Source organism: Streptomyces sp. ISL-96 (assembly GCF_018614035.1).
In the GTDB taxonomy this organism is placed as follows: Bacteria; Actinomycetota; Actinomycetes; order Streptomycetales; family Streptomycetaceae; genus Streptomyces.
Window position 1 is genome coordinate 1 of the sequence record NZ_JAGGPA010000006.1, and the last position, 23,212, is coordinate 23,212.

At 71.0% G+C, this 23,212-nt stretch carries 11 protein-coding genes and 1 pseudogene; 3 read left to right on the forward strand and 9 right to left on the reverse strand.

The features are described 5' to 3' along the window. Positions 1 to 169 precede the first annotated feature (169 nt). A complete protein-coding gene (locus J7E96_RS03985) occupies positions 170 to 997 on the reverse strand; it encodes a DeoR/GlpR family DNA-binding transcription regulator (protein ID WP_215127497.1) in 828 nt (275 codons plus the stop codon). A gap of 132 nt (positions 998 to 1,129) precedes the next feature. Here J7E96_RS03985 and J7E96_RS03990 point away from each other — a divergent pair, with 132 nt between their 5' ends. Then, positions 1,130 to 2,089, forward strand: coding sequence for an SIS domain-containing protein (locus tag J7E96_RS03990; protein ID WP_215127499.1), 960 nt, complete (start codon positions 1,130 to 1,132; stop codon positions 2,087 to 2,089). Here J7E96_RS03990 and J7E96_RS03995 read toward each other — a convergent pair. Both J7E96_RS03995 and J7E96_RS04000 read right to left on the reverse strand, forming a co-directional pair. Next, a complete protein-coding gene (locus J7E96_RS03995; protein WP_215127501.1) occupies positions 2,052 to 2,639 on the reverse strand; it encodes a 2'-5' RNA ligase family protein in 588 nt (195 codons plus the stop codon). The two genes, J7E96_RS03990 and J7E96_RS03995, sit on opposite strands and share 38 nt — an antisense overlap. Before the next feature lie 87 nt (positions 2,640 to 2,726). After that, positions 2,727 to 5,009 carry a catalase gene (locus J7E96_RS04000; protein ID WP_215127502.1) on the reverse strand — a complete coding sequence of 761 codons (2,283 nt, stop codon included), beginning with the start codon at positions 5,007 to 5,009 and terminating at the stop codon, positions 2,727 to 2,729. A 769-nt stretch (positions 5,010 to 5,778) separates the two neighbouring features. On the opposite strand from J7E96_RS04000, the gene J7E96_RS04005 reads away from it, so the two are divergent. Beyond that, positions 5,779 to 6,330, forward strand: coding sequence for a Uma2 family endonuclease (locus tag J7E96_RS04005; protein WP_215127504.1), 552 nt, complete (start codon positions 5,779 to 5,781; stop codon positions 6,328 to 6,330). A gap of 138 nt (positions 6,331 to 6,468) precedes the next feature. Here J7E96_RS04005 and J7E96_RS04010 read toward each other — a convergent pair whose 3' ends face one another. The 5 genes from J7E96_RS04010 to J7E96_RS04030 all read right to left on the reverse strand — a co-directional run bounded on the left by J7E96_RS04010 (position 6,469) and on the right by J7E96_RS04030 (position 18,195). Beyond that, positions 6,469 to 7,755: a TIGR02679 family protein gene (locus tag J7E96_RS04010; protein ID WP_215127506.1), complete on the reverse strand. Its 1,287-nt coding sequence runs from the start codon at positions 7,753 to 7,755 to the stop codon at positions 6,469 to 6,471. After that, positions 7,745 to 11,869 (reverse strand): TIGR02680 family protein, encoded by a 4,125-nt coding sequence (locus J7E96_RS04015; RefSeq protein WP_215127508.1) that lies wholly within the window; start codon positions 11,867 to 11,869, stop codon positions 7,745 to 7,747. The genes J7E96_RS04010 and J7E96_RS04015 overlap by 11 nt, the downstream gene beginning before the upstream one ends. Beyond that, positions 11,866 to 13,281: a TIGR02678 family protein gene (locus J7E96_RS04020; RefSeq protein ID WP_215127510.1), complete on the reverse strand. Its 1,416-nt coding sequence runs from the start codon at positions 13,279 to 13,281 to the stop codon at positions 11,866 to 11,868. Before J7E96_RS04020 ends, J7E96_RS04015 begins: the two co-directional genes overlap by 4 nt. Before the next feature lie 13 nt (positions 13,282 to 13,294). Further along, positions 13,295 to 14,842, reverse strand: a complete 1,548-nt coding sequence (locus J7E96_RS04025; protein ID WP_215127512.1) for a TIGR02677 family protein — start codon at positions 14,840 to 14,842, stop codon at positions 13,295 to 13,297. Positions 14,843 to 15,030: 188 nt separating this feature from the next. Next, positions 15,031 to 18,195: a DEAD/DEAH box helicase gene (locus tag J7E96_RS04030; protein ID WP_251069384.1), complete on the reverse strand. Its 3,165-nt coding sequence runs from the start codon at positions 18,193 to 18,195 to the stop codon at positions 15,031 to 15,033. A 1,418-nt stretch (positions 18,196 to 19,613) separates the two neighbouring features. Between J7E96_RS04030 and J7E96_RS04035 the strand changes: the two are divergent. Next, positions 19,614 to 20,176 (forward strand): annotated as a pseudogene (locus J7E96_RS04035) (transposase); the annotation flags it as partial. A gap of 570 nt (positions 20,177 to 20,746) precedes the next feature. Here the strand turns inward: J7E96_RS04035 and J7E96_RS04040 are convergent. Continuing rightward, on the reverse strand, positions 20,747 to 23,203 hold the full coding sequence (locus tag J7E96_RS04040) for a condensation domain-containing protein (protein WP_215127513.1): 2,457 nt from the start codon (positions 23,201 to 23,203) through the stop codon (positions 20,747 to 20,749). Positions 23,204 to 23,212: the final 9 nt, after the last annotated feature.

The following is a 23,212-nucleotide window of genomic DNA, read 5'->3' on the forward strand; positions in this document are numbered from 1 at the left end:
CCTAGACCCGTACTTCGCAGGTCACCCGATCGTGAAGATCAACTGGTCACGACCGATCGCCGCTCAGTCCGGTCCGCAACGGCGATCGCAATGCCGGTCCGATCCGGTCGGGTTCGGACGCCGAAGAGCCGCTGCGGCGAACCTTTTCAGCGACCCGCGAAGTCCGGGCCTAGACGGTGATCACCTTGATCCCGGCGTCGCGGAGCCGACCGGCCGCCTCCCCCGAGATCGCCGAGTCCGTCACCACCACATCGATACGGTCCAGCCCACAGATCCGCGCAAACGCCCGCTTCCCCATCTTCGACGAATCAGTCACAACGATCACCCGGTGCGCCCTCTCCGCAAACAGCCGGCTGACACTCGCCTCGTCCTCCTGATGCGCCATGATCCCCAGGTCCGGATCCACCCCGTCGACGCCGAGTATGACGACGTCCAGCACGACCTCGTGGAGTACGCCCGTGGTCAGCGGCCCGACCAGCTCGTACGTCTGCGGCCGCGCCACCCCACCCGTAACCACGATCTTGATCTGCGGCCGCACCGCCAACTCACCCGCGATGTTTAGCGCATTGGTGACCACGGTCAAAACGGGCCCGGCAGCGAAACCCGCACCGGAATCACGCCGACCGCCACCACCGCCGCCGCCACCACCACCACCGGCCCGCAGCGCCAGCGCCCGCGCCACCTCAGTCGTGGTCGTGCCCCCGTTGAGCCCCACCACGTCCCCGTCGGCGACCAGTTCGGCCACCGCCGCCGCGATCCGCTGCTTCTCGGACGCGTGGCGCGAGGACTTGTACCGCAGCGGCAGCTCGTACGACACCCCGTGCGCGATCGCCCCGCCCCTGGTCCGCACGAGCATCTGCTGCTCCGCGAGTTCGTCGAGATCGCGCCGGATCGTCGCGGCGGAGACCTCCAACGTACCGGCGGCCTCCTCGACCTCCAGTCTCCCCTCGGCGGCCAGCAGCTCCAGCAACGCGCTCCACCGCTCATGTTTCGACATGCGGTCGGACTCCTTCACAACGTGGACTGCGAGTTCAGCATCGTGGATACTTCGCCACACGCCGGGCTGACGCTCGAAGCTGCTCGGAACAGCGGTATTTCAAGCACGTTCAATCATATGGGGGTACGTCCAATGTCCACCGCAGATTCTTCCGCCTCCCACACCTCGGCCGAGATCGCCACTCAGCCTGCCACATGGGCCCGGGCGGCCAAGTCGCTCCCGCTCCACACGGACGCCCTGCCCCGCCGCGGCGAGCGCGTCGCCGTGATCGGCTGCGGCACCTCCTGGTTCATGGCCCAGGCGTACGCCGTACTGCGCGAGAGCGGCGGCCACGGCGAGACCGACGCCTTCGCCGCCTCGGAGTTCCCGTACCGCGACGGCTACGACCGCGTCCTGGCGATCACTCGTTCCGGCACCACCACGGAGGTCCTGGACGTACTCCGCCGCGTGAAGGGAACCATCCCCACCGGCGCGATCACAGCCGACCCCGAAACGCCCGTAATGGACGCGGCGGACGCCATCGCCGTACTGGACTTCGCCGACGAGGAGTCGGTGGTGCAGACCCGCTTCGCCACCACCGTCCTCGCCCTGCTGCGCGCCCACCTGGAAGCGGAGGACGCGCTTCCGACCGGCGTACGCCCGCTCGCGGAGGCGATCCAGGACGCCGAGCGCGCCGTCACCGTGCCGTTGGCCGCCGAGGTGCTCGGCGCCGAGCAGTTCACCTTCCTCGGCACCGGCTGGACGTACGGTCTCGCACTGGAGGCGGGGCTCAAGATGCGCGAGGCGGCGGGCGCCTGGACCGAGGCGTACCCCGCCATGGAGTACCGGCACGGGCCGATCAGCATCACCGGCCCCGGCCGCGTGGCCTGGATCTTCGGCGCGCTGCCGGACGGCCTGGCGGAGGACATCCGCAGCGTCGGCGGCACGATGACCGCCGAATCCGGGGGCAGCTCCGACGGCGGCCTGGACCCGCTGGCCGACCTGATCCGCGCTCAGCGCCTGGCGGTCGCGCTCGCCGAGTCCCGCGGCTACGACCCGGACAAGCCCCGCAACCTCACCCGGTCCGTGGTCCTGGAGAACAGCCCGGCGTAACACCGTCGTTCCCTCCCAGCGGGTACGCCGTACGGTCGCGCCAGCCGTCACCGTCCCGGACGATCAGGTGGACCGCCCCCACCCGGGCGGTCACCGGCAGGGCGGGCGCGCACTCCGCCTCCAGGGCGTCGTACGCGCGCTCCCAGGTCTCCGGGCCCTCATGGTTGGCGATCGTCAGATGGGGGTCGAGCCCCTCACCGAACAGGCCCCGGTACGGCACCGCTTCGGGCCAGCGCCCGGTCAGCTCCTTCGTGAGCGCCCGCACCGGATCGGCCGGCTGAGGATCGAGGAACAGAACACCGGGGTACCGCCCGAACTCGGCGAACGTCAGCTCGAAGGCGTCGTACGAGCCGAAAAGGTCGAGCAGTTCACCGTGAACCCGCCCGTCTATCCGGCTCTCGTGCAAGAAGGGGTAGAGCACGGTGACATGAGCGGGAAAGCCGGCCTTCACCAGCGGATCGGCCTCGGGAACCTTGATGGTCAGCGCCGTGTCCCCGGCAACATCCGCCCACCCCACTGCCCCGCCCCCCACTCTCCCCGTGAGACCCATGAGCCCCAAGAGAACCACGTCACCGGGGCGACCGCCGTCGGTCGCCCCGGTGACGCGTCTCACGAAACGGGATGTCCGCCCGGCCGGTCAGACGCCGATGGGGAAGCGATCCCACACCCGGTGCCGCCCCAGAAGCTGCGTGATCTGCTCCAGCGTCCCGGTGCCGCTGTCGCCGGTCACCACACCCGGCGCCCCGACGGGAACGCCCGCGGATTCCAGGACCCGTTCGGCGCCCGCCCAGCCACCGATGGCCTTGCCGTGCCGGAACGCCTCCAGCAGCATCAGCTGCACGCGCGGATCGGTAGCCGCGCCGGCCGGCGCCACCGCCTCGGCGGCCTTGGCGTCCCGTACGCCGGACGCGTCACTGCCGATCCCGGGCACTCCCACCACCAGAAGGGCGTCGTACTCGACGGACCGGGCCGTGACATAGCTGCGCTGGACCGCGACCGGCTCGCCGCCGCCACCCTCCAGCTTGCCGCCCGCCGGGGCGATCACCAGCGGGACCATCCCGGCGTCCAGCACCGCCTGCCGCACCGACCGCACTCCGTCCAGGTCGCCGTCGGCGTCGGCGATGATGCCGATGATGCGTCCGTCGAGCGGCCAGGTCTGCCCGAGCTGGGACAGGGCCGGGCTCGGCTCGGGGCTCGTCAGCGTCACAGTGGCGGCCGGCGCGGGCAGACCGAGTCCCATCGCCACCTGCTCACACAGCTCAGGGTCGATGTTGGCGAGCACCTTCAGCCCGCGCTCCTTGATGGCCGGTTCGTAACACTTGCCCAGCTCGAAGGTGTAAGCCGCGATGATGTGCTCGCGCTCGACGGGCGTCATGCTGAGCCAGAACAGCCGGGGCTGGCTGAAATGGTCCGCGAAGGACGCGGGCGCCTCGCGGACCTTCTTCGCCGCCGGCACCTCGCGGGGCACCTCGATGTACGCCCCGGTGTCCGCGCCCGCGAGGAACGGACAGCCGCCGTCGAGCGAATTGGGCCGGTAGGGAGCGGCGCCGGTGTGTACGGCCGTCTGGTGCATGCCGTCGCGCAGCATGTCGTTGACGGGCGCGTGGGTGCGATTGATGGGAATCTGGGCGAAGTTGGGTCCGCCGAGACGGGTGATCTGCGTATCCAGGTACGAGAAGAGCCGGCCGCTGAGCAGCGGGTCGTCGGTGATGTCGATGCCGGGCACGAGATGCCCGGGATGGAAGGCGACCTGCTCGGTCTCGGCGAAGAAGTTCGACGGGTTGGCGTTGAGCGTCAGCAGACCGATCGGCTGTACGGGCGCCAGCTCCTCCGGGACGATGTTCGTCGGGTCGAGCAGGTCGATGCCCTGGAACATCTGCTCCGGGGTGTCGGGGAAGGCTTGGACGGCGAGCTCCCACTGCGGATGGGCGCCGGCCTCGATCGCGTCGGCGAGGTCCCGGCGGTGGAAGTCGGGATCCATACCGTTGATGAGCTGCGCTTCCTCCCACACCAGCGAATGCACGCCCAGTTTCGGCTTCCAATGGAACTTCACCAGCGTCGTCGCGCCTTCGGCGTTGACGAGCCGGAAGGTATGAACACCGAAGCCCTCCATCATGCGGAAGGAACGCGGGATGCCACGGTCCGACATGTTCCACAGGGTGTGGTGGGTCGCCTCGGTGTGCAGGGTGACGAAGTCCCAGAACGTGTCGTGCGCGCTCTGCGCCTGCGGAATCTCCCGGTCCGGATGGGGCTTCCCGGCGTGGATGATGTCGGGGAACTTGATCGCGTCCTGAATGAAGAAGACGGGAATGTTGTTGGCGACGAGGTCGAACGTTCCCTCGTCCGTATAGAACTTCGTCGCGAAACCACGCGTGTCCCGCACGGTGTCCGAAGAACCACGCGACCCGAGGACGGTCGAGAACCGCGTGAACACCGGCGTCTCGACACCCTTCCCGAGGAAGGCCGCCTTGGTGATCTGCGCGGCGGTCCCATACCCCTGGAAGACACCGTGCGCAGCGGCGCCGCGCGCGTGCACGACCCGCTCCGGGATGCGCTCGTGATCAAAATGGGTGATCTTCTCGCGCAGGTGATGGTCCTGAAGCAGCACAGGCCCACGGTTGCCGGCCTTCAGGGAGTGATCGGTGTCGTACAGGCGAGCGCCCTGAGCCGTGGTCAGGTACGCGTCACCCTGGGCCATGTCGGCTTGAGCGGCTCCCGTGGGCCTGCCCGTCGGGCTGACCGTCTCCGGGCCACTCTGGTCGGGCTTGGGCGGCAGCGGAGCCCGCGGATCGGTCGGTTCGTCGACAGGCGGCGGCTCGGCACCGGGCCAACCGGGAATCCCGTCCCGCGGCCCACCACCCCCGCGCAGCACCTCGGCGGCCTTCACCGCGGCCGATTTCAGCGGATTCTTCTCGCTCATCTGGTCTCCAACCGTGTGGGGGCAACGTCACACCTATGACCCGAACCACAAAGGAGGAAACGACACCGCGACCCCGCGTGACGGCACGCACCCACACCTTGGCCGAAAGCTGGCGTGTGCGGAATTCGCGGCAGAAAAAGCAAAAGCCCCAGGTCACGGCGAGTGAGTCCTGAGGCTTCTACAGAGCCGCCTTCGGGATTCGAACCCGAGACCTACGCATTACGAGACCGTGAGCGTTCATGTTGCCGGATACCGCTTGATGCCGCCGAGTGATGTCGTGCCTGATCAGAGTACTTACGACAGGTTGCCCCCTGCTACCTCATGGTGCCCCGTCCAAAGGCGTCCGGCCACCGAGCGGCCACCGGATCGGGCACTCCCGAAGCAACAGGTCTCGAATCGTTGAGTTGTCGGACTCGGACAAAGCCCCCCGCCCATTGAACATCCAGGCCACCGCCACTTACTACTCCAGCCGTAGATCGTGATCTTCATGTCCGGGATGCGGCTTGCCGCCGGTAGTGACTGGTGCGTGATCGCGCCTGGTGGCGGCCGCCCCGTGGCCACCCCGGAAGGTGCTCGCCGCCCCTGGCAGTCACCCAACGCCGCCTGTTGGGTCCGAACACTTACGGGACGGGCCCGGCTCACGCCCATCGTCACAGCGCCCGCTCGTGCGGACGGTTCCCCCCTGTGGTGCGCGCACGCCACGCGAGTCCGCGGGCCTGGGGACAGTACTGTCCGCCGTATCATGACGGCACACGGGAAGGAGCCCTCCATGAGTGTGGACTCGATCATGCACACCGAGTTCCCCAAGGGGTACACGGTCCTGTTCGGGGCCGACGGAAAGGTGATCATGACCCCGCAGAGCGAAGAGCACTCCAGCACCATCAGGTCGATGCAGATCGACTCTCTCGCTCTCGGCCGTCACGCGAAGGTCACCTCCGACGTCTACATCGACTTCCCCGCCGACGAGAACTCCGCCCCCGACCTGGCCATCCTGCGCGAGGACGCGCGCAAGGAGGGCAAGCGCTACAGCTTCGAGGACGTCCTGCTGATCTCCGAGGTCGTCTCGACCTCCTCCGCGCGCAAGGACTACGACGACTGCACCGCCAAGTACGGGCGCTACGGCATCCCGATCTACCTGATCGTGGACCCGTACGCCCAGGAAGTCGTCCTGCACACCCAGCCCACCGGGTCCGGCTACATCGCGGCACACACCCACGCATACGGCTCCGGCAAACTCCCCATCCCCCTGGCCGACGGCCGCACCTTCACTCTCGACCTCGACGAGCTCCCCCGACCGGAGCCGGAAACCGGCACTCACTGAGAAGACGCACGCGATCACGAAGAGACGCGGGCGAGGTCGCCCAGGAACCAGAATCCGCGGTCCTCACGGCTGGTCCTGCTCGCGACGCCGGCAGCGGCTCTACGGAATCGTCGTTGACGACGGCCACCGGACTCCGGGTCAGGCACGGTTGAGGTCGGACAGGAGGGCGGGCAGGAGGCGTTCCTCCATGACCGTGCTGCCCGACGCCTCCATCGCGAGGGCCAGTCCGGGGTCCCAGGGGCTGGCCGCGGGCGGTCCCGCGAGCGGTGTGGACTCGCCCTCGTCGAGTGCCGCCGTGTAGTCGGCGGCCGTCATCCGCCAGAGGCGGGCGCCGTGGCGGGCCACGGCGTCCGCGGTGATGCGCAGGCCGGCCCAGTCGAAGTCGGCGCGCCAGTGCAGCCGGGCTCCCGCGCGTACGGCGTCGCCGAGCAGTTTGTGGCAGGCGGCGGACGGGACGCCCTCGGTGCACACGAGGGCCGCGCCGGCGTCCTGGAGTTCGCCGGCGGCGGCGCGCAGTACGGCCGGGTTCTCGCAGACGTAGATGGTGCGGGCTGCGGGGACGACGGGGTCGGTGGCCAGCTGCTGGAGGGTGAGCCGAAAGGGGATGCCGAAGTCGGCGGCGTCGCGCAGCCAGTCGCAGACGACGGTGTCGCCCTCGGCGCCGATGTTGAGGACGAGTACCTGGCTGGCGAGGTCGTCCGCGATGGCGCCGGCGCTCTCCCACAGGGCGCGCCGCCCGGCCCGGTCACGCGGTACGACGAAACCGCCGCCGGTGCGCTGGGCGAGGGCACGCAGGACGAGCTGTTCGAGCGGCGTGCCGGGAACAAGAGCCTTGGTGTCGCCGGTGGCCCACTCCGCGAGAACCGGAAGCGGCAGGCCAGCGGGGGATCGTTCCGGGGAGCCTGCAACGCGGTCCCCGTCACCGGGGAGCCTCTCCAGGACGCGCACCGCCGCGTCGAGAAGCGGCGCGTTGCCCCGGCGTACGAGACGGGTGAGGGTGCCGTCGGCGGCGATCCGGTCCAGCCATGCGGCGAACCACCCCTGCCCGGCGAGCCGACTGGAATGGGCGGACTCCAGGGCCTGTTCGCGGCGTGCTTCCTCGTCGGCCCGTTCGGCCGGACGGTCACGCAGGGGGCCGTGGAGCCGGCCGAGGGTCCGGAGGAGACCGGTGCCGTAACGGTCATACAGATACCCGTCCAGGTCACGCAGGGGTACGGCGAGGCGCTTGGCGGTCTCGGGCCGGTAGCGGCCGGTGATGCCGATGACGATACGGCGCTCGGCCTCGCCGGGCCCCGTGAGCCCGATGTCGCCGTCGAGCGCGCCCCCCGTGCGCTCCAGTCTGCGGCGGGCGGCGGCGAGCAGCCGGGCCCATCCCTCGCCGCGCAACTCGTCGTACCCGTGATCTTCACGCCGCTCAGTCGGCAACCGGGGCCTCCTCGGGGGTCGGGACGCGGCGGGTGCCGGGCGAGCCGAGGGCGGCGGTGAGGTCGCCGGTGTCGTCGGCGAGGAGCCGGGCGCCGTCCCAGACGAGCAGCAGCGCGGAGACGGTGTGGTCGACGGCGGTGTGCGCGAGGTCGTAGTGGGCGGCGGCGGACACGGAGGCGTGGGCGGCCCACAGGTCGTAGCCGGTCATGAACAGGTCGAGGTCGAACTGCGCGGCCAGTGACATGAGTTCGCCGCGCCCGGTGTCGTCCACCCCGGCGAAGGCCTCATCCAGGGCGAGCAGACGCGGGGCGTGCGGATCGGCGGAGTTGAGCATGGCGTGCGCGGCGGCGAACAGCGGCAGGTGCAGCGACACGGACTGCTCACCGCCGGACAGGCGGCTGTGCCGGGCGCGGGTGAGTCGCTCTTCGCTCTTGTCCGGGCGTACGAGCTGGAACGCGAACTGCCGCCAGCGCCGGTAGTCGAGGGTCTCGGCGAGCAGCTCGCGGTAGGGCTGGTCACGGTGACGGGCGCGGGCGGTCTTGATCTGCGCGGCGAAGTGGACGCGCACCCGGGCCAGCCCCTCCGGGCCGAGGCGGGCGGCGTCTGCGTCGAGGAGGGCGCAGACGGCGCGCTGTTCGTCGTCGAGGTGGTCGGCGAGCAGCCAGCTCACCCCGACCGTCGTCCCCGAGGACATCGTGCGCCGTCGCATGTCGGTGTTCATCCGCCGGATCAGGTCGCGGGCGTCGACCGTGCGGTCGTGGATCTGCTGGGCAAGCCGGGTGAGCAGGGCGTCCTCCAGGATGCGCTGCTCGGACTCGGAGAGCAGTTCGGCCTGGTCACGGCGGTGGGAGGAGATCTTCTGGGCGAAGGCGGCGACCGGCAGCGGGCCCTCCTCGTCGGCCACGCGGACGAGGATGACGCCGTCGGAGCCGTCCCATTCGGGCCGGTAGTCCTGTCCGGCCGCGGCAAGCTGCGCCTGGAGGTCGTCCAGGGCCTTGGTGAGCCGGGTGACGGACTGCTTGAGGCTGGTCTCGGTGGGGGCGAGGTCGCGGGTCGCGGAGAGGATCGCCTCGTGTACGGCGGCCACGGCCGGCGGGAGTGCCTCACCGGTCCAGTCGGCCTCCTGGGCGGGCCAGGCGAGGCCGGGCGGGCAGCGCAGGATGTCGAGGAGTTCGCGGGCGGCGTACGGGCGCAGGGAGCGGGCGGTGTCCTTCTCCTCCGCCGCGGCGACCGACCGGGCCTCGGCGGCGGCCGTACGGCGGGCCTCGGCCGCGGCGGTGCCCGCGATCGCGCCGTGCTGAGCGGTGCGGGCCGCCTCGGCCTCCCCCACCAGGGCGTCGATGCCGTCCTCGGTCTCCTGGACCTGGCGCATCACCTCCTGCGCCTCGGCCCCGACGGCTTCCTGGAGGGCCTCAAGTCCCGCGGCCTCCTCGGCGTGCCGGCGGCGCGCGGCGCGCTCGGTGTCCAGCGCCGCCTCCTCGTCCTCGGCGGCGGCGGTGAGCCGTTCGGCGGCTGCCTGTGAGGCCTCGGTCTGGCGGGCGTGTTCGCGGCGGCGGGCGGCCAGTTCGCGGACCGCCGTCTCGAAGGCGCGGGTGGCGGTCTCGACGGCGTCGACGCGGTCGGTCTCGATGGCGTGCTCGGCGGCGGTACGACGCAGGGCGCGCTCGGCGACCGAGCAGGCGGCCACCGACTCGTCGTACGCGGCCCGGGCGGCGTCGGCGGCGTCGCGGGTGGCGCGCAGCCTCGCCGCGGCCCGGTCGAGCCCGCGCAGCGCCTGTGTGATGCCGGTGGTGCGGGGCAGGGCGGCGCGGGCGGCGGCATACGCGTCGAGGGCGGCGTCAGTACGGGCCTGCGCGCGCGCCAACTCGTCGAGCTGGGCGGAGAGTTCGGCCAGCAGCGTCTCGCAGGCGGCGATCCGGGCAGCGCGCCGACGGGCGCGGGCGGTGGCGCCGACGTACTCGGCGTGCTCCTTGGTGTGGGCACCGACCAGGACCCCGGCCGCGTACCGGCCGTCGGGGCTGATCTGCGGGATGCCCGAGTCGAGGTCTCCGGTGACGGCGACGGAGCGCAGTACGGCGGTGATCCGGGCGGCGGTCGGGATCGCGTCGCCGGTGTCGGGGGCCTCGGGGGCCTCGGGGCGCAGGAGGTCGGCGAGACTCGGTCCGCTCACCGGGGCGCCGGCACGGAGGTAGCCCTCGCTGTGCCCGGCCGTCACGGGGGTGTCCTCGGCGGTAACAAGGGCGTCGAGGAGGCCCGATGCCTCCAGGGCCGCTTCCAGGTCGGCTCGTTGACGGTCCGTCAGGTCATCGTCGAAGTCGACGAGCCGCCACAGCGGAACGCCCTCGCCGGGCGCCCGGTCGGCGGTGCGGCCGCGGGCCGGGGGCGGGGCGTCGTCGTGTTCGGCGGCGATCCGGTCGCGTTCGGCCTCCGTATCGGCGCGGCGGCGCTCCGCGTCGGTGCGCTGGGCGCGCAGGGCGGCGAGGGTGTCGCGCACTTCCTGCACGGCGGGCGCGGTGGCCTCGGCGAAGGCGTCGACGAGCGTGAACGCCTCAGCCTCGCCGGTGAGTTCGAGGGCTTCGGCGAGTCGGCCGGTCCCCTCCTCGGTCAGGAGTTCGCCATGTGTGCCCATCCACTGGCCGAGGGCCGTACGGGCCTGTTCGCGGGCGGCGTGAAGGACCGACTCGGCGGCGGTCTCCGCGGTTTCGGCCGCGGTGACGGCCTCCTCGGCGCGGTCGAGGGAGACCCGGGCGAGGCCGCGGGTCTGCTCGGCGCCGCGTGCCGTCTGCTGAGCGGCGCGCACGGCCCGTACGCCCTCGTGGCGGGCGGCGGCGAGGGCGGCGGAGCGTTCGGCGAGGCGGGCGGGTTCGGCGTCGGCCGGTGTCCAGAGCAGGCCGGCGGTGTGCGCGTCGTCGCCGACGTCGGCGGCGGCCCGGGAGACTGCGGCGTCGAGTTCGGCGGCGAGCCGCGCGGCGTGTTCGGCCTCGGCGCGGGCGCGGCCGGTGGCGGCGCTGCGGCGTTCGCGTTCGGCGCTCGCCTGCCGGGCGGTCTGCTCGCAGGTGCGCACCAGGCGTTCCAGGTCGGCCAGTTGCTCGACGGCCTGGTAGGCGGCGGAGGAGCGCAGTTGTTCGAGGCGGGCGCGCTGGGCGGCGAGCGAGGCGTCGGCCGACTCGGCGCGCGCCTCGGCGGCGGCCTGCTGCTCGCGGGCCGCCGCCAGGTCCGCGACAGCGGTGCGCAGCGCGGCGGCGCGCTCGGCGGTCTCGGTGCGGCGGGCAGTGAGCCGGTCCGCGGCGGCACGGGCGTGCACCCGCAGATAGGTGGAGTAGCTCGCGAGGAAGGCACGGGTGGCGTCGTCGGCGGCGGCCAGCCCCTCCAGCGTGCGCTGCACGGACTCCATGTCGTCGAAGGAGCGGGCCGCCTCGGCGATCAGGTCGTCGTCGAGGGGGCGCAGACCGGCGGTGAGGGTGTCGGAGAGCTTGGCCGGGTCGAGGTTCTTGGCCAGCTGCGGGCGGCGCAACGTGAGGATCAGGGTGAGCAGTTGCTCGTACCGCTCCGGGCCGAGGCCGAACAGGCGCTGGTCGACGGCGGCGCGGTAGTCGGCGGTGGAGGCGATCAGTTCGCGGCCGAGTTCGGCGGCGAGCTGTTTCCTCGTCATCGGCCGGTCGTCGTGGGTGAGGAGGGAGAAGTCCTCGCCGACCCGGCCCTCGGCGACGAAGTGCCAGCGAGCGGGCGTGTCGCGGTGCCGCTGGGCGTGCAGCCCGATGCCGCAGGTGACGGCCTGGCCGGTCTCCCGGTGGGTGAACTCGATCCAGACGTAGCCCAGCGCGCTGTCCTGCCCGCGGAAGAGCAGGTTGGACTTCATCGTGCGGTCCTCGGCGGCGAACGGGTTGAGCCGCTTGGGGTCGATACGGCCGTCGAGGACGAACGGGAAGAGGACTTCCAGGGCCTTGGTCTTGCCCGATCCGTTGGGTCCGCGCAACACCAGCCAGCCACCGGCGAAGGAGAACTCCTCGTCCCGGTAGTCCCACAGATTGATGATCCCGGCACGGGTGGGGACGAACCGGGCGGCGGAGGCCGTGAGTGAGGGGGCAACCGGAGTGGGAGCGGGGGTGCTCACGGAGTCGGGTCCTTGGTGGTGTCGTCGACGGACAGGGCGGTCTGGGAGGGCGGCCCGGCCGCTGTACGGGTTCTCACGCGGGCCGTGACCCCCCGGTAGCGGGCGAGCAGCGGAAGCGCGAGGGCTCCGCCGTCGACCCGGACGATCAGCGACATGGCGGCCAGCAGGTCGAGGGCCTGGCCGAGCAGCCGGTCCGGGTCGCCGCGCAGATCGGCGGCGAAGCCCGCTCCGTACTCGGCGGTGATCTCCCTGAGCCTGCCCCGGAGCCAGGAATCCGTGACGAAGGGATAACGGGCCTCCGTCGGCCCCTGACCCTCGCCGCCGGGTGCCTCGTACGCCGACTCCTCGTCCGGTTCGGCGAGTTCGGTGATCAGCCCGCGCGACGGCAGGGCCGCGTCGATACGCCGGGCGCGGGCCGCGAGGCGTTCGGCGGCGGTGGGCGCGGGCAGCAGTTCGAGGGCGTGCCGTCCGGACCGCTGCACGGCGGCGCTGATCCGGGCGGCGAGCAGCAGCGCGGCCTGCGCGACCGTACCGCCGCCGGGGAAGCGGAGGTCGGACAGCCTGCCGGAGGTGTCGATGAGCGCCACGCCCTCGGCCCGTCGCTCCACCGTCAGCCCGGTCAGCCGCTCCAGGTCCTCGGCGAGGGCGGGGGCCCGCAACTGGCCCAGAAGTTCGGTGTCGGCGTCGGCGTAGTACGCGACCGGGTTCTCCAGTACCAGGCGGCGGGCGCGGCGCGCCTGGTCGCGACGCTGGGCGGCGCGGCCGACGGACAGGCCCATCGCGCCGGAGGAGTCCAGCAGCGCGGTGACCGAGGCCAGATGCTGCAGGACGCGGGTCGGGTGGTGGACGGCGAGGAGAATCTCGCGGTCGATGTCGTACAGGGCCTCGGCGCGTTCGGGGTCGCCGGCCCAGGCGGTGGCGGAGCCGTCGGCGAGGGTCAGCGCACCGCGCTCGGTGAGCCAGGTGACGGCGTCGACGAAGGCGTCCCGGTCGGGTTTGCGCGCGGTGTCCAGGCCGAGTCCGTCGATGCGTACGGCGTCGGCGGCGACCGCGTCGGCCAGTTCCCCCAGCGCCACCTGCGCGCCGTGGCGGCCCAGCGCCGCGAGGGTGAGGACGAGGTAGGCGTAGCGGCGCCGGTCGAAGGGCCGTCCCGCGCGGGTGAGGGCCGGGCGGGTGGCGTCCAGGCCGTCCTGGGCGCGCTGGAGCCGGGCGGTGTCGGCGGTGGTCACGAGCCGGTACCCGAGCACGTCCATCAGATCGGTGCGCAGATGGTCGGCCCAGCGGCGCACGGTCGCCAGCGCCGCCCTGTCCGGGTACCCGGGCGTGACCAGCGGATGCCGCAGGACGAGCCGTACCGCTTTCTGGTAGTCGGCGAGTTCGAGCGGGGAGACGCCCTCGGCGACACGGCTCATGCGGTGACCTCGCTCATGCGGTGACCTCCAGGCGCAGCCCGTCGAGATGGAGGCGGCCACGCACGGTGTCCACGGTGGTGGAGCCCTCGGCGGGGGTGAGGGTGAGCCGTACCCCGTGGGCGGCGCCGGAGGCCGCGGTGACCCGGCGGCTGGCGGGGACTCGGGCGGCGAGGGCCACGTCCAGGAGGGCGAGCAGCGCCCGCGTCTCGGGCTCGTCGAGCGTCCGGCCGTACACCCCGTCCGACGCGAGGGAGTTCGCGGCACTGCGCCGCTCGGCCTGTTCCTTGAGCTGCTCGGCGCGGAGCAGCGCCCGCCGGTCGTCGTCGCGGTCGATGCGGCCGGGGCCGTACAGGGCGGGGGTGCGGCCGGACTGGACCAGGGTGCGGGCGAGTTCGACCGGTTCGGCCTCCCACCAGGACGTACGCCCCGGGATCCGCTCGGGGTCGGCGTACGGGACGGCGATGTGGCGGGGCGCGCCGAGCCCGAAGACCGCCTGGAACAAGGCGTGCGCGTCCTCGTCACTCTCGCAGGAGGTGAACCACTGGGCGAGATGGCGCAGTTGGCTCTCCCGGCTCACCCCGCCCCGGCGCGCCTCGGTGACCCGGCGCAGCAGGGCGAGGACGGAGCGGATCGCGGTGACGGTGGCGTCCTGCAGCCGCTCGGTCTCGCTGTGCTCGCGCTCGGCGAACCAGTGGACGATGCCGTCCCACCGGTGCCGCCAGTCGGCCAGCCGCTCGGCGGGGCTGCGGAAGAGCCGTTCGTCGGCTTCGGCCGCGTACTCGATCATGCGGTCCACACCGGTGGCCGCGGCCTTCTCGACCGCTTCGGCGAGCAGCGGGGCGTAGCGGCCGAGCTCGGCGGTGAACTCCCGCATGTGCGCGAGGAGCGTGTCCTTGTGGGCGAGGAACACCTCGGGCCGGGTGTCGTTGGTGCGCGCCAGGTCGCCCAGCATGAGGTAGAAGCGGGCGGCGCGCTGCGCCATCTCGTTCAGCACGGAGTCGAGGCGGCCGAGCTTGCGGTACACCTCCTCGCCGTCGCCCGCGGTGTTGGCCTCGGCCAGCGCGCGCAGGTCGCCGAGGATGTCGGGGAAGACGAGGCGGGAGAGCTGGGCGTCCTCCAGGCTCGCGCCGAGCACGTCCTCCACGGCCCGGTACGCCCGGTACCCGGCCTGGGTGAACTGGTACACGTAGTGGCGGTTGCGGTACTCGGCGAGGTTCGCGGCGCGCGTCCCGTCGTACGACCGGTCCAGCACCTGCCACTCCGCGAGCGCGTCGAGCAACGGCTGAACGCCGGCCGAGCCACCCACGGCGCCCGCGGCGGGATGGTCGACGGCGAGCCGCTCCAGCAGCCCCACCGCGTCCGAAGCGTGCAGCAGCACCTGGTAGTTGGCACGTCCGCGGTCGAAGGCCCGCAGCAGCCACAGGTACTCGTGACGCTTCTCGGCGGCGGCGAAGTGGAACAGCCGCAGCCGGTCGTCGAGGGAGAACGCGTCGATACCGAACGCGCCCTCGTCGACGGGGTCCGGAGCGTGCGGCTCCGGAGCTTCGGATTCGTCACTCACGGATCTTTCGGCTTCCCTTGCTTCCGCTGGTACTCGTCCGACTGGAGACCATCGGATCCGCACCAGTGTGCCGTACCCCGACCGGTGCGTGTAAGCCGCTCCCCGGCCCGTGCCACCTGTGCTACCTTGCGCCCGCTTCACGCCGCTACCGGGCGGTGGCCGCCGTGGAGACCCGCCCTGCGGCCGGCTCAGAGGCGGATCGCCGCGTACGCCCCGAGCCATCCCGTCCCCAGCCGGTCCCCGCGTGTGAAGACGGCCGCTCCGGTGCGCCCCGCCGACAGATCGGACGGGTCGTCGGGCGGCAGAAGCAGAGTGTTCTCCTCACCGTCGCCGCTGTGCAGGGTGGTGGTCGTACCGTTCCACAGCCGGATCACGGAACCGGGCGGAGCCGTCACCCGGACACGGTCCTCCCGAAGGTCCAGGCGGACGCCGGTGGCGCGCTCCGCGAGCAGTTCGCGGTAACGGTCCGGGGGCAGGGCGCAGTCGTTCGGCGGTGTCGTACCGTTCCAGTCGGGGGCTTCGACGCCGCGGGCGCGGGCCGCGCGCCACATCCGGGGCACGAGATCGGCTGCGAGCGGGGCGGTGGCCATCCGCTCGCACATCCACAGCAGCCGTCCCGCCCCTCGGCCGGTCCCCAGTGTCCGCCACCGGATGCGCTGGGCCAGGTCACCGGCGACGACGGCCGCCCAGGGGTGCACAGTGCCGAGGGGGCCCTGCGCGCCGAGCCAGGCCAGGTAGCGCTGGGCCTCGTCCAGGATGCCGGTCATCGAGTCGACGGGGATGCCGAGGACGTAGCCGGGCCGACCGCGGAAGAGGCGCGGTCGGTCGGCGACGAGGTGGAGGACCGCGCGGGCGAGGTCGCCGGCCACAGCCTTCGGCTCGTCCTCCGCCGGCTCGCCTCTCTCCTCCGGCTCCTCGTGCTGCTGCTCCGCCTCGCGCAGTACGCGGCGCAGCGCAGTACGGGCCCGGTCGGTGAACGGTGCCTGTTCCAGCACCGGGAGGCGGGTGCTGAGAAGGGCCGCCAGCAACCGCTCGGCGGTGAAGGCGCCCTCGGGCACGGGGGCCTCCCGCACCGCGGTGGCCAGTTCGTCGGCGAGGGCGGCGTCCACCATGAAGCGGCTGGTCAGCCTGCCCAGCGGGCTCGTCTCCCAATGGTCCTCGTCGGCGACGGTGCGCAGACAGCCCGCCGTAGTGAGGAACCTCTCCGCCTCGCGCAGGGGTTCGACGCCGGCGTTTCCCTGGTGCGCGGCCAGCGTCCCCGCCCACCACCGCTGCGCCTCCTCGACGCCGCACACCCGTTCCTGGACGGCCTCGGCCAGGAGGTGGTCGGGCAGGTGGTCGCCCAGCCGGGACCGCACCGTGTATCCGGCGGCCAACCGGGCCTGCCAGTGCACCCGTTCCGCCGGGTCGGCGAGCAGGAACGCCCAGCCCTCCCGCTCCCCGGCACCGATCCGGCCCGCCCGCCCGAACATCTGCTGGACCATGGACACCTCGACGCGGTCCAGGCCGATGGTGGTGTCGGCGACGATCACGGCCCGGGCGGGGAGGTTGACGCCCGCGGCGACGGTGGAGGTGGCGACCAGGATGTCCGCCTCACGAGTACGGAAGGCCTGCTCGGCCTCCCGCTTGTAGGGCCAGTCCCGGTAGTGCAGCCGCACCCCGGCCTTGGTGCACAGCCGCTGGACGACTTCGGCGTCGTCCGCGTCCACACCGCCGGTCGGCACACCCCGGTCGGCGGCGAGCGCCAGCGCGGTGGCCCGCACCCGGCGCTTGCTGCCGCAGAAGACCAGCACACTGCCGCCGTCCGCACCGACCCCGCGGGCGATCCGTACGGCGGCCTCGGTGCGGACGGCGGCCCGCGCCGCCCAGTCCGCCTCGTCCACCGACGGCAGGACGGGCAGCTGCCAGGTCAGCCGGGTCGGCCGCCAGGCGGTGCGGACCAGGCGGGCACCCAGCCACTCGGCGACCTCGTCCGCGTTGGCGACCGTCGCCGACAGCCCGACGATCCGCGCGCCCGTACCGTCCTCCCGTACCCGCGCGAGCAGCGCTTCCAGGACGGCCCCACGCGCCGGATCACCGAGCAGGTGGATCTCGTCGACGACCAGGCAGCCGACCTCGGCGAGCGCGTCGCGCAGCGATCCCGCGCGGCAGATCGCCTCGAACTTTTCCGTGGTCGCCACCCACACATCGGCCGCCCGGATCAGCTCGGTGTCCACGGCGGCCTCACCGGTCAGCCGCACCACGCGCAGGCCCCGGCGCCGCCACAGCTGAAGCTCCCGGTCGAGTTCGTCGGTGAGCGAGCGCTGCGGCACCAGCCAGGCGGCCTTCTTGCCCCGGGCATGCGCGTCCAGCGCCGCCACCATGCCGATCGGGGTCTTGCCCGCGCCGGTGGGCGCCACCACGACCAGGTGCCCGGTGCCCTCCCGTACGACGGGAACGGCAGCCGCCTGGGCCGGGTTGAACGCCGGATGCGGCAGCAGCGCGGCCCACTCGGCGGGCACCAGCTTCTCCACCGGTACGTAGGTTGCCCCGTCGTCCTCCGGCAACTCCTCCAACGCGTCCCACTGCGCTGCGAAGGCGTCCCGGGCCGCCACCGCCCAGGGACCCGCGGCCGGGACAGCGCCACGCGGACCGACCACGACCAGATCCGTACGGCCGCCCAACTCATTGACCGTGCCGACCTGTTCGGCCTCTTCCCAGTAGCGGCTGACCCGGTACGGGACGCCGCGCCCGGCGAGCAGGCTCCGCAGCACGTCGTAGCCCGGGCCCTCCGGCAGGATCACCCGCACGTCCTCGGCCGCCGCGACCGCCTCCTCGGTGGGGCACCAGTCCGGATCGGTCACCTTGCACCACAACAGGGCCCGCTTCTCGGCCTGCTCCGGCACGGCCAGGTCCTCCGGCCACGCCGGACGGTGTCCCCCGCGCACTGCCCCAGGGAACTGCCCGGGAACACGGATCGCGGTCACGGCGACCCCGAGACCACTCGGGCAGGGCCCCAACGTCACAGGCGCGGACCCCGAAGGTGCCGCCGTGAGCTGGTCGTACGTCTTCACTCCCAGGTCCGCGAGGCTGAACGCGGTGGGGCAGGCAGGGCAGACGAGAGCGGCGTACCGGTACACGCGCCCCTGCGACTCGTACGGCCTGCGGAGCGCATGCAACTCCCCCTCACAGACGGGACAACGTCGCCCCACCCGTTCCTCGTAGGCCCAGCCGGGCTCGACGAACCGCGCCGGGAGCACCCCGCCCAGGGCGACACCCCACCGCCGCCACACCACCTCGGCGACGGACCCCTCCGCGCCCGCCCCCGACTGTGCCGGGACGCCCCCGTCCATCACTCCGTCCGCGCTGCGCATACCGCGACTGTGGCATGTCGTGATCTACACCCGCAGGCGGTTCATCCGTCTTCCACCACTACGGGTTCCACCACTATGAGCGAGGCTTGTGCTCAACCGGCCAAGGGAGTCACGGTCTCGCCGCGCGACGCCTACGGATGGCGCGTTGTCGAGCGGCCACAACAGCACGGCACCCTGACCAGTATCCGCCGAGCCCACGTCATCCCGCACCGTGCACCAACGCCGCACAGACGGGCCCCGGCTGGATCGGCCGTCACGGCTGTTGTCGTAGGTCGCGAGGTCCAGGGCCGACGCAGCCAAGGCCGAGGCCGCCAAGGCGGTCGCCGACGCGGCCGATCACGCATACACGACCGCGCAGGCGGCCAAGGGCGTCGGCGCCTCCACGCAGCAGATCACCGCGCCGGCCGACGACGCGATGCAGCTCGGCTCGCCCTACTGGGACGGCCGATAGTGAAGCAGCGCGTCGTCGCCCGCGCCTCAGGAAAACCCGGCCGACCGCGCGATTGTCCGGATGGCACAACTCCCATGCGAAATCCGCGAGGCTGACCGAGGAACCATCTGCACGCCCTCTGCACGCCTGGCCACCAAATGGCCACCAGCTCGAACCGGACGGGGCCGGGGAGATCGACAGCCATGAACAAATGCCGAGGTCACAGCCCCGCAATCCGCAACCGCCACTGGCCGTCAACTCCACACCTACGCATTGCGATGCACAGACTGCACGTGCCCGATTGGCCCGAATTCCAAAGTCAACCAAAACAAGAAACCCCAGGTCAGAGGCCTAACCTGGGGTTCACTATGGAGCCGCCTTCGGGATTCGAACCCGAGACCTACGCATTACGAGACCGTGAGCAATTGTGCTGCGTGGTGCCTGGCCGTGCTGCTGAGTAACGTTCTGCCTGATCAGAGCACGTGCGGCTGGTTGGTCTGTGCCCGCTGACATTACGTCGTCCAAAGGCGTCCGGCCACCGGCTGGCCACCGGAGGGAACGCCGATGACTACAGCAGGAGGTGCCACGCGGGTTGTAGATCTTCCACAGTGCTACCCGCGGCCGATCCCACTCCCTGGGGAAGCACTCCCAGGGGCCTTCAACCGTAGGCCGTACGGCCCGCCGCGCCGGGAAGTGGCCACCTCCCGCAGGTTCTCGTCCGTCAGCTGATCGCTCCACCGCCGGGTTCCGGCGACGCCTGCCTGAGAGGGCGTTTACATAGGTACGTTCCGGAAAGCGGCTTTGGCCGCCGTCCTTCTTTGCCCAGGTTCGGGAAGTACACGAACTTCGTCGCCTCCTGCCGCGCAGACCCTGCGGTCCGTTTCACACGCTTCTGCCACAGGGATTCCGTCTGGTTTGATGATGCATCAGAACCTCCCGATGAACAGCGGAACGGTACCTTCCGGCCTTCCCGTGGCAACGCTACGGCGTGAGCCAGCGCAAGCCGTACCCGAGCGACCTGTCCGACGCCCGATGGGCCCTGATCGAGCTGACCCTGACGGCGTGGCGGAAAAGCCCGGCTCGACCGTCGCCCCACCGGACAGCCGGCGAAAGTCGAACTCCGCGACGTGTTCAACGCGATCCTCTACGTAAACCGCACCGGAATTCCCTGGAAATACGTCCCGCTCGGCTTCCCGAGCCACGGCACCGTGTACGCCTACTATTTATACGCCGCGTGGCGCGACGAGGGAATCTTCACCCAGCTCAATTACGACCTCACCGCGCTGGCTCGCGTGAAGGAAGGCCGCAAGGCCGAACCCACAGGATCCGTCATCGGTACCCAGAGCATCAAAACCTCCACCAACGTGCCCGTGACCAGTCAGGGGACGGACGCCGCCAAGAAAACCGTCGGCCGGAAGCGAGGCATCCTCACCGATACGATCGGCCTGATCCTCACCGTTGCCGTCACCGCCGCCAGCCTCTCCGAAAACGCCCTGGGGATACCAGGCCAAAAGCACCTACCCGACCATCGCCAAGAGCTGGGTCGACACCGTGCCGCCGGCGCACGCACGGCCGTCGTCACCACCACCTGGGCGGCCGACAGTCACCGGGTACACGAGCTCACCGAGGCCCTGGGCATCCGCGGCGCGGGCACCCCACAACTGCTCGGCTACGCGGATGCCCCCAACCCTGCCTCGGCCCCGGGCGCGCAGCGGCTCGTCGACGCGTCCATCGACGAGGCGGTCGGCCGCCTCGTCGGCCACCCCCGCCGGCCAGCGGCCCGGCAACGCCGAGGGACGGCTGACGCACAGGAGGGATCGGCCACCCTTCAGTGATGATGCCCACCCATGAGACGCCACGCGGTGCTGGTGTCCGGGCAGCATTGGGTGCCACACGGTTGCATCCCGGCCACGCCCCGTCACGTAGATGGGGCGTCCTCAACGGCATGGCCTGTCCGCTTCGAACGATCATGCCGTGCAGGGTTCTCGGACGGAGGTGTGGACGGTCCAGTATGCGGGTGGCCAGCGGGTTTCAGCCCCCTGGAGAGAATGATGACGCACTCGGGACAGCACACGTCGGCCACCAGAGCGGTGCGCCACCTCTGCAGCAGATCACATAGCTTCATGGTCTCGGCCGCCCTTCCGTAGCCGGGGTATGCGCATCAACTCTGCCTTTCAGCAACGCCACGACCGCCTCAGCAATCCGCGCCGCGGAGGGATCCTTGACCGCCGCGAAGTGGTCGGCATCCACCTCGACCAGCACCATGCCGGGGCCGAGTAGGGATTTCCAGTGGGCGACAGCCTCTTCGGGCAGCTCGGCGGCCACCAAGACCGACGGAACGTCGACCGGTTCGTCGGAGGCGTACTCACCCACAGCCGTCCAGTGCCTGCGGATCGCGTCGAAGCGCTCCCGCAGAACGTCGATCGACATCGCGGAACCCGAGGCATTCACCAGTGCCTCCAGCACGCTCAGGCCGTGCTCGGTGTCGCCGGGCGACAGCAGCAACTCGGTCGGGATCAGCGCTGGCGCGTCCACGGCACGCAGGATGGTGTAAATGAACGCGTCCAGCTCGGTGTGCGCTTCGTTCGCCGCACTGCCGTCCGGGGCGGGCGGGTCGATCAGCAACAGCGGGGGCGGCGTGACGCCGTCCGCGCGCATCCGTACGGCCATGACGTAGCTGATCAGGCCACCAAGCGACCAACCGCCCAGCACGTCCGGCATCCGGCCGGCGTCCACATTCTCCCGGTGGTGGTCCGCCAGTTCCTCAAGGGTTTCCTGATCCCCGTCAGGAGACACGGTCACCCGCCATCCCTCCGGCAGCGCACTCGTCAGATCCTTGTAGGTGGTCTGGTCGGCACCGCCTGCCGGATGAATGAGGTGCAGGTGCGGCCCGCTCCGCTCGCCCTGTCTCAGCAGCACGCTGTGCTCAATCGGCTGCTCGGTGGCGACTGACCGCTCTGTGAGTTGGATCAGCTTGCCCAGAGTGGGGGTGTCGAGCCAGTCCATCATGTCTATCTGGCTGCCTGCGGCCTCCTGGACCTTCGCGAAGAGGACGAACACTCGCAGGGAATGCCCGCCGTCCGCGAAGAAGTCACTCTCCGGCTGCGCCTGAGTCAGCCCCAACGTCTCGCACCAGATGTCGCGTACCGTCTCTCGCAGACCTTCGCCGCCCCCCGCCTCTGCCTCTGCGATCGAAGAACTCCGCACCGTGTCCACGGCATCGGCTCGCGTGGCCAACTGGGCCGTAGTGGAGCGCGTTCGGACGTGCAGGGTACTGATCGGCACCTCGGCTCGTACTCCCGCCTCCAGTACCTGTTCGAGATCCGAAAGCAGGGCGCGCACAGTGGGTTCATCGAAACGGCTGGTGTCGTACCCCGCCTCGATCACCGTCGCTTCGGGTTCTTCGAAGATGCCCAGCGTGATGTGGTTGACAGCACTTGAATTGGGGCTCGCCTTCAGTTCGGTCTCCCGCTCGCCGAGCAGGACACCGGCACCGATTTTCCCGTGATACGTCAGCAGCACACTCGGAGTCGCACCCAGGCGGTTCCTGTCCTCGACGGACAGCGCATTGTGCACCAACGAGAACGGGACCTGCTGATGGGGCAGGCTGTCCCAGAAATCGTCGCGCGCCCTTGCGACCACATCATCCAGAGTGTCGCCCTCGAACAACTCCCCCATGGCGACAACGACATTGGTCAGATATCCGACACAAGCGGCGTCGCGCTCAGTGAGTCGATTGGCCACCCCGACCCCTACGGCCAACCGCCCGTGGACGCCGCCGAGTCCGAGCACGGTGTACAAGGCGGCCAGATAGGAGGCGAACGGGGTCATGCCGCCGCGGTCGGTCAACGCGGCCACGCCCTCGGACGCCTTGGAGCTGAGCGAGTGACGCACCACGGCGCCCGGCGTGCCGGGAACCTGCTGCGGCCGCACACGGTCAGGTTTCACCGTGGCGCTCTCGACACCGGACAGAGTGCGCACCCAGTAGTCGGTACCCTCCTGCCAACTACCGTCGGATTCGGCCTTTCTGGCCCTCACCGCATAGTCGGTGAACTGCACCGAAGGTTCGGCGATATGCGCGCTTCCGGGGTGAGCCAGTTCGGCGTGATAAACCTCGGCCAGTTCACGCACCACTCGCTGCATCGACCAGCCGTCCAGCACCGAGTGGTGCGCGGTCAACAACAACTCGTCGCACTGCCCTACGGTGACCAGAGAGAGGCGGGCGAGCGGGGGTACGCTCAATTCAAACGGCGTTTTGTGCAGGTGTTTAGCTAATTCTTCCAGCAGATCACGCCCGGGCGACACCGCATCCTGGACTTCTTGTGGCCATTTCAGCACGTTGAGGGCGGTCGGCACCTGTGCGTGAATGTCCTGCCAGACCGCACCATCCTCATGAACAAGCGCTGTTCGAAGGACCTCGTACCGGTCCACCATGGCCTGCCAGGCTCGTTCGAGTGCCGGCACGTCCAGACGGCCGACGGACATCCGCCACGTCAGGTTGTAAAGATCCTTGTGAGATGACCGCTGCTGGATCCACCACAGCGCTTCCTGCTGCGGTGCTGAGACCTGGCGGATCATGACATTCCT

What these genes read in the sequence shown, in the direction of transcription:
- J7E96_RS03985 (WP_215127497.1), bottom strand. Translation starts at nt 997, where the DNA reads ATGTCGAAACATGAGCGGTGGAGCGCGTTGCTGGAGCTGCTGGCCGCC.
- J7E96_RS03990 (WP_215127499.1), top strand. Translation starts at nt 1,130, where the DNA reads ATGTCCACCGCAGATTCTTCCGCCTCCCACACCTCGGCCGAGATCGCC.
- J7E96_RS03995 (WP_215127501.1), bottom strand. Translation starts at nt 2,639, where the DNA reads ATGGGTCTCACGGGGAGAGTGGGGGGCGGGGCAGTGGGGTGGGCGGAT.
- J7E96_RS04000 (WP_215127502.1), bottom strand. Translation starts at nt 5,009, where the DNA reads ATGAGCGAGAAGAATCCGCTGAAATCGGCCGCGGTGAAGGCCGCCGAG.
- J7E96_RS04005 (WP_215127504.1), top strand. Translation starts at nt 5,779, where the DNA reads ATGAGTGTGGACTCGATCATGCACACCGAGTTCCCCAAGGGGTACACG.
- J7E96_RS04020 (WP_215127510.1), bottom strand. Translation starts at nt 13,281, where the DNA reads ATGAGCCGTGTCGCCGAGGGCGTCTCCCCGCTCGAACTCGCCGACTAC.
- J7E96_RS04030 (WP_251069384.1), bottom strand. Translation starts at nt 18,195, where the DNA reads ATGCGCAGCGCGGACGGAGTGATGGACGGGGGCGTCCCGGCACAGTCG.
- J7E96_RS04040 (WP_215127513.1), bottom strand. Translation starts at nt 23,203, where the DNA reads ATGATCCGCCAGGTCTCAGCACCGCAGCAGGAAGCGCTGTGGTGGATC.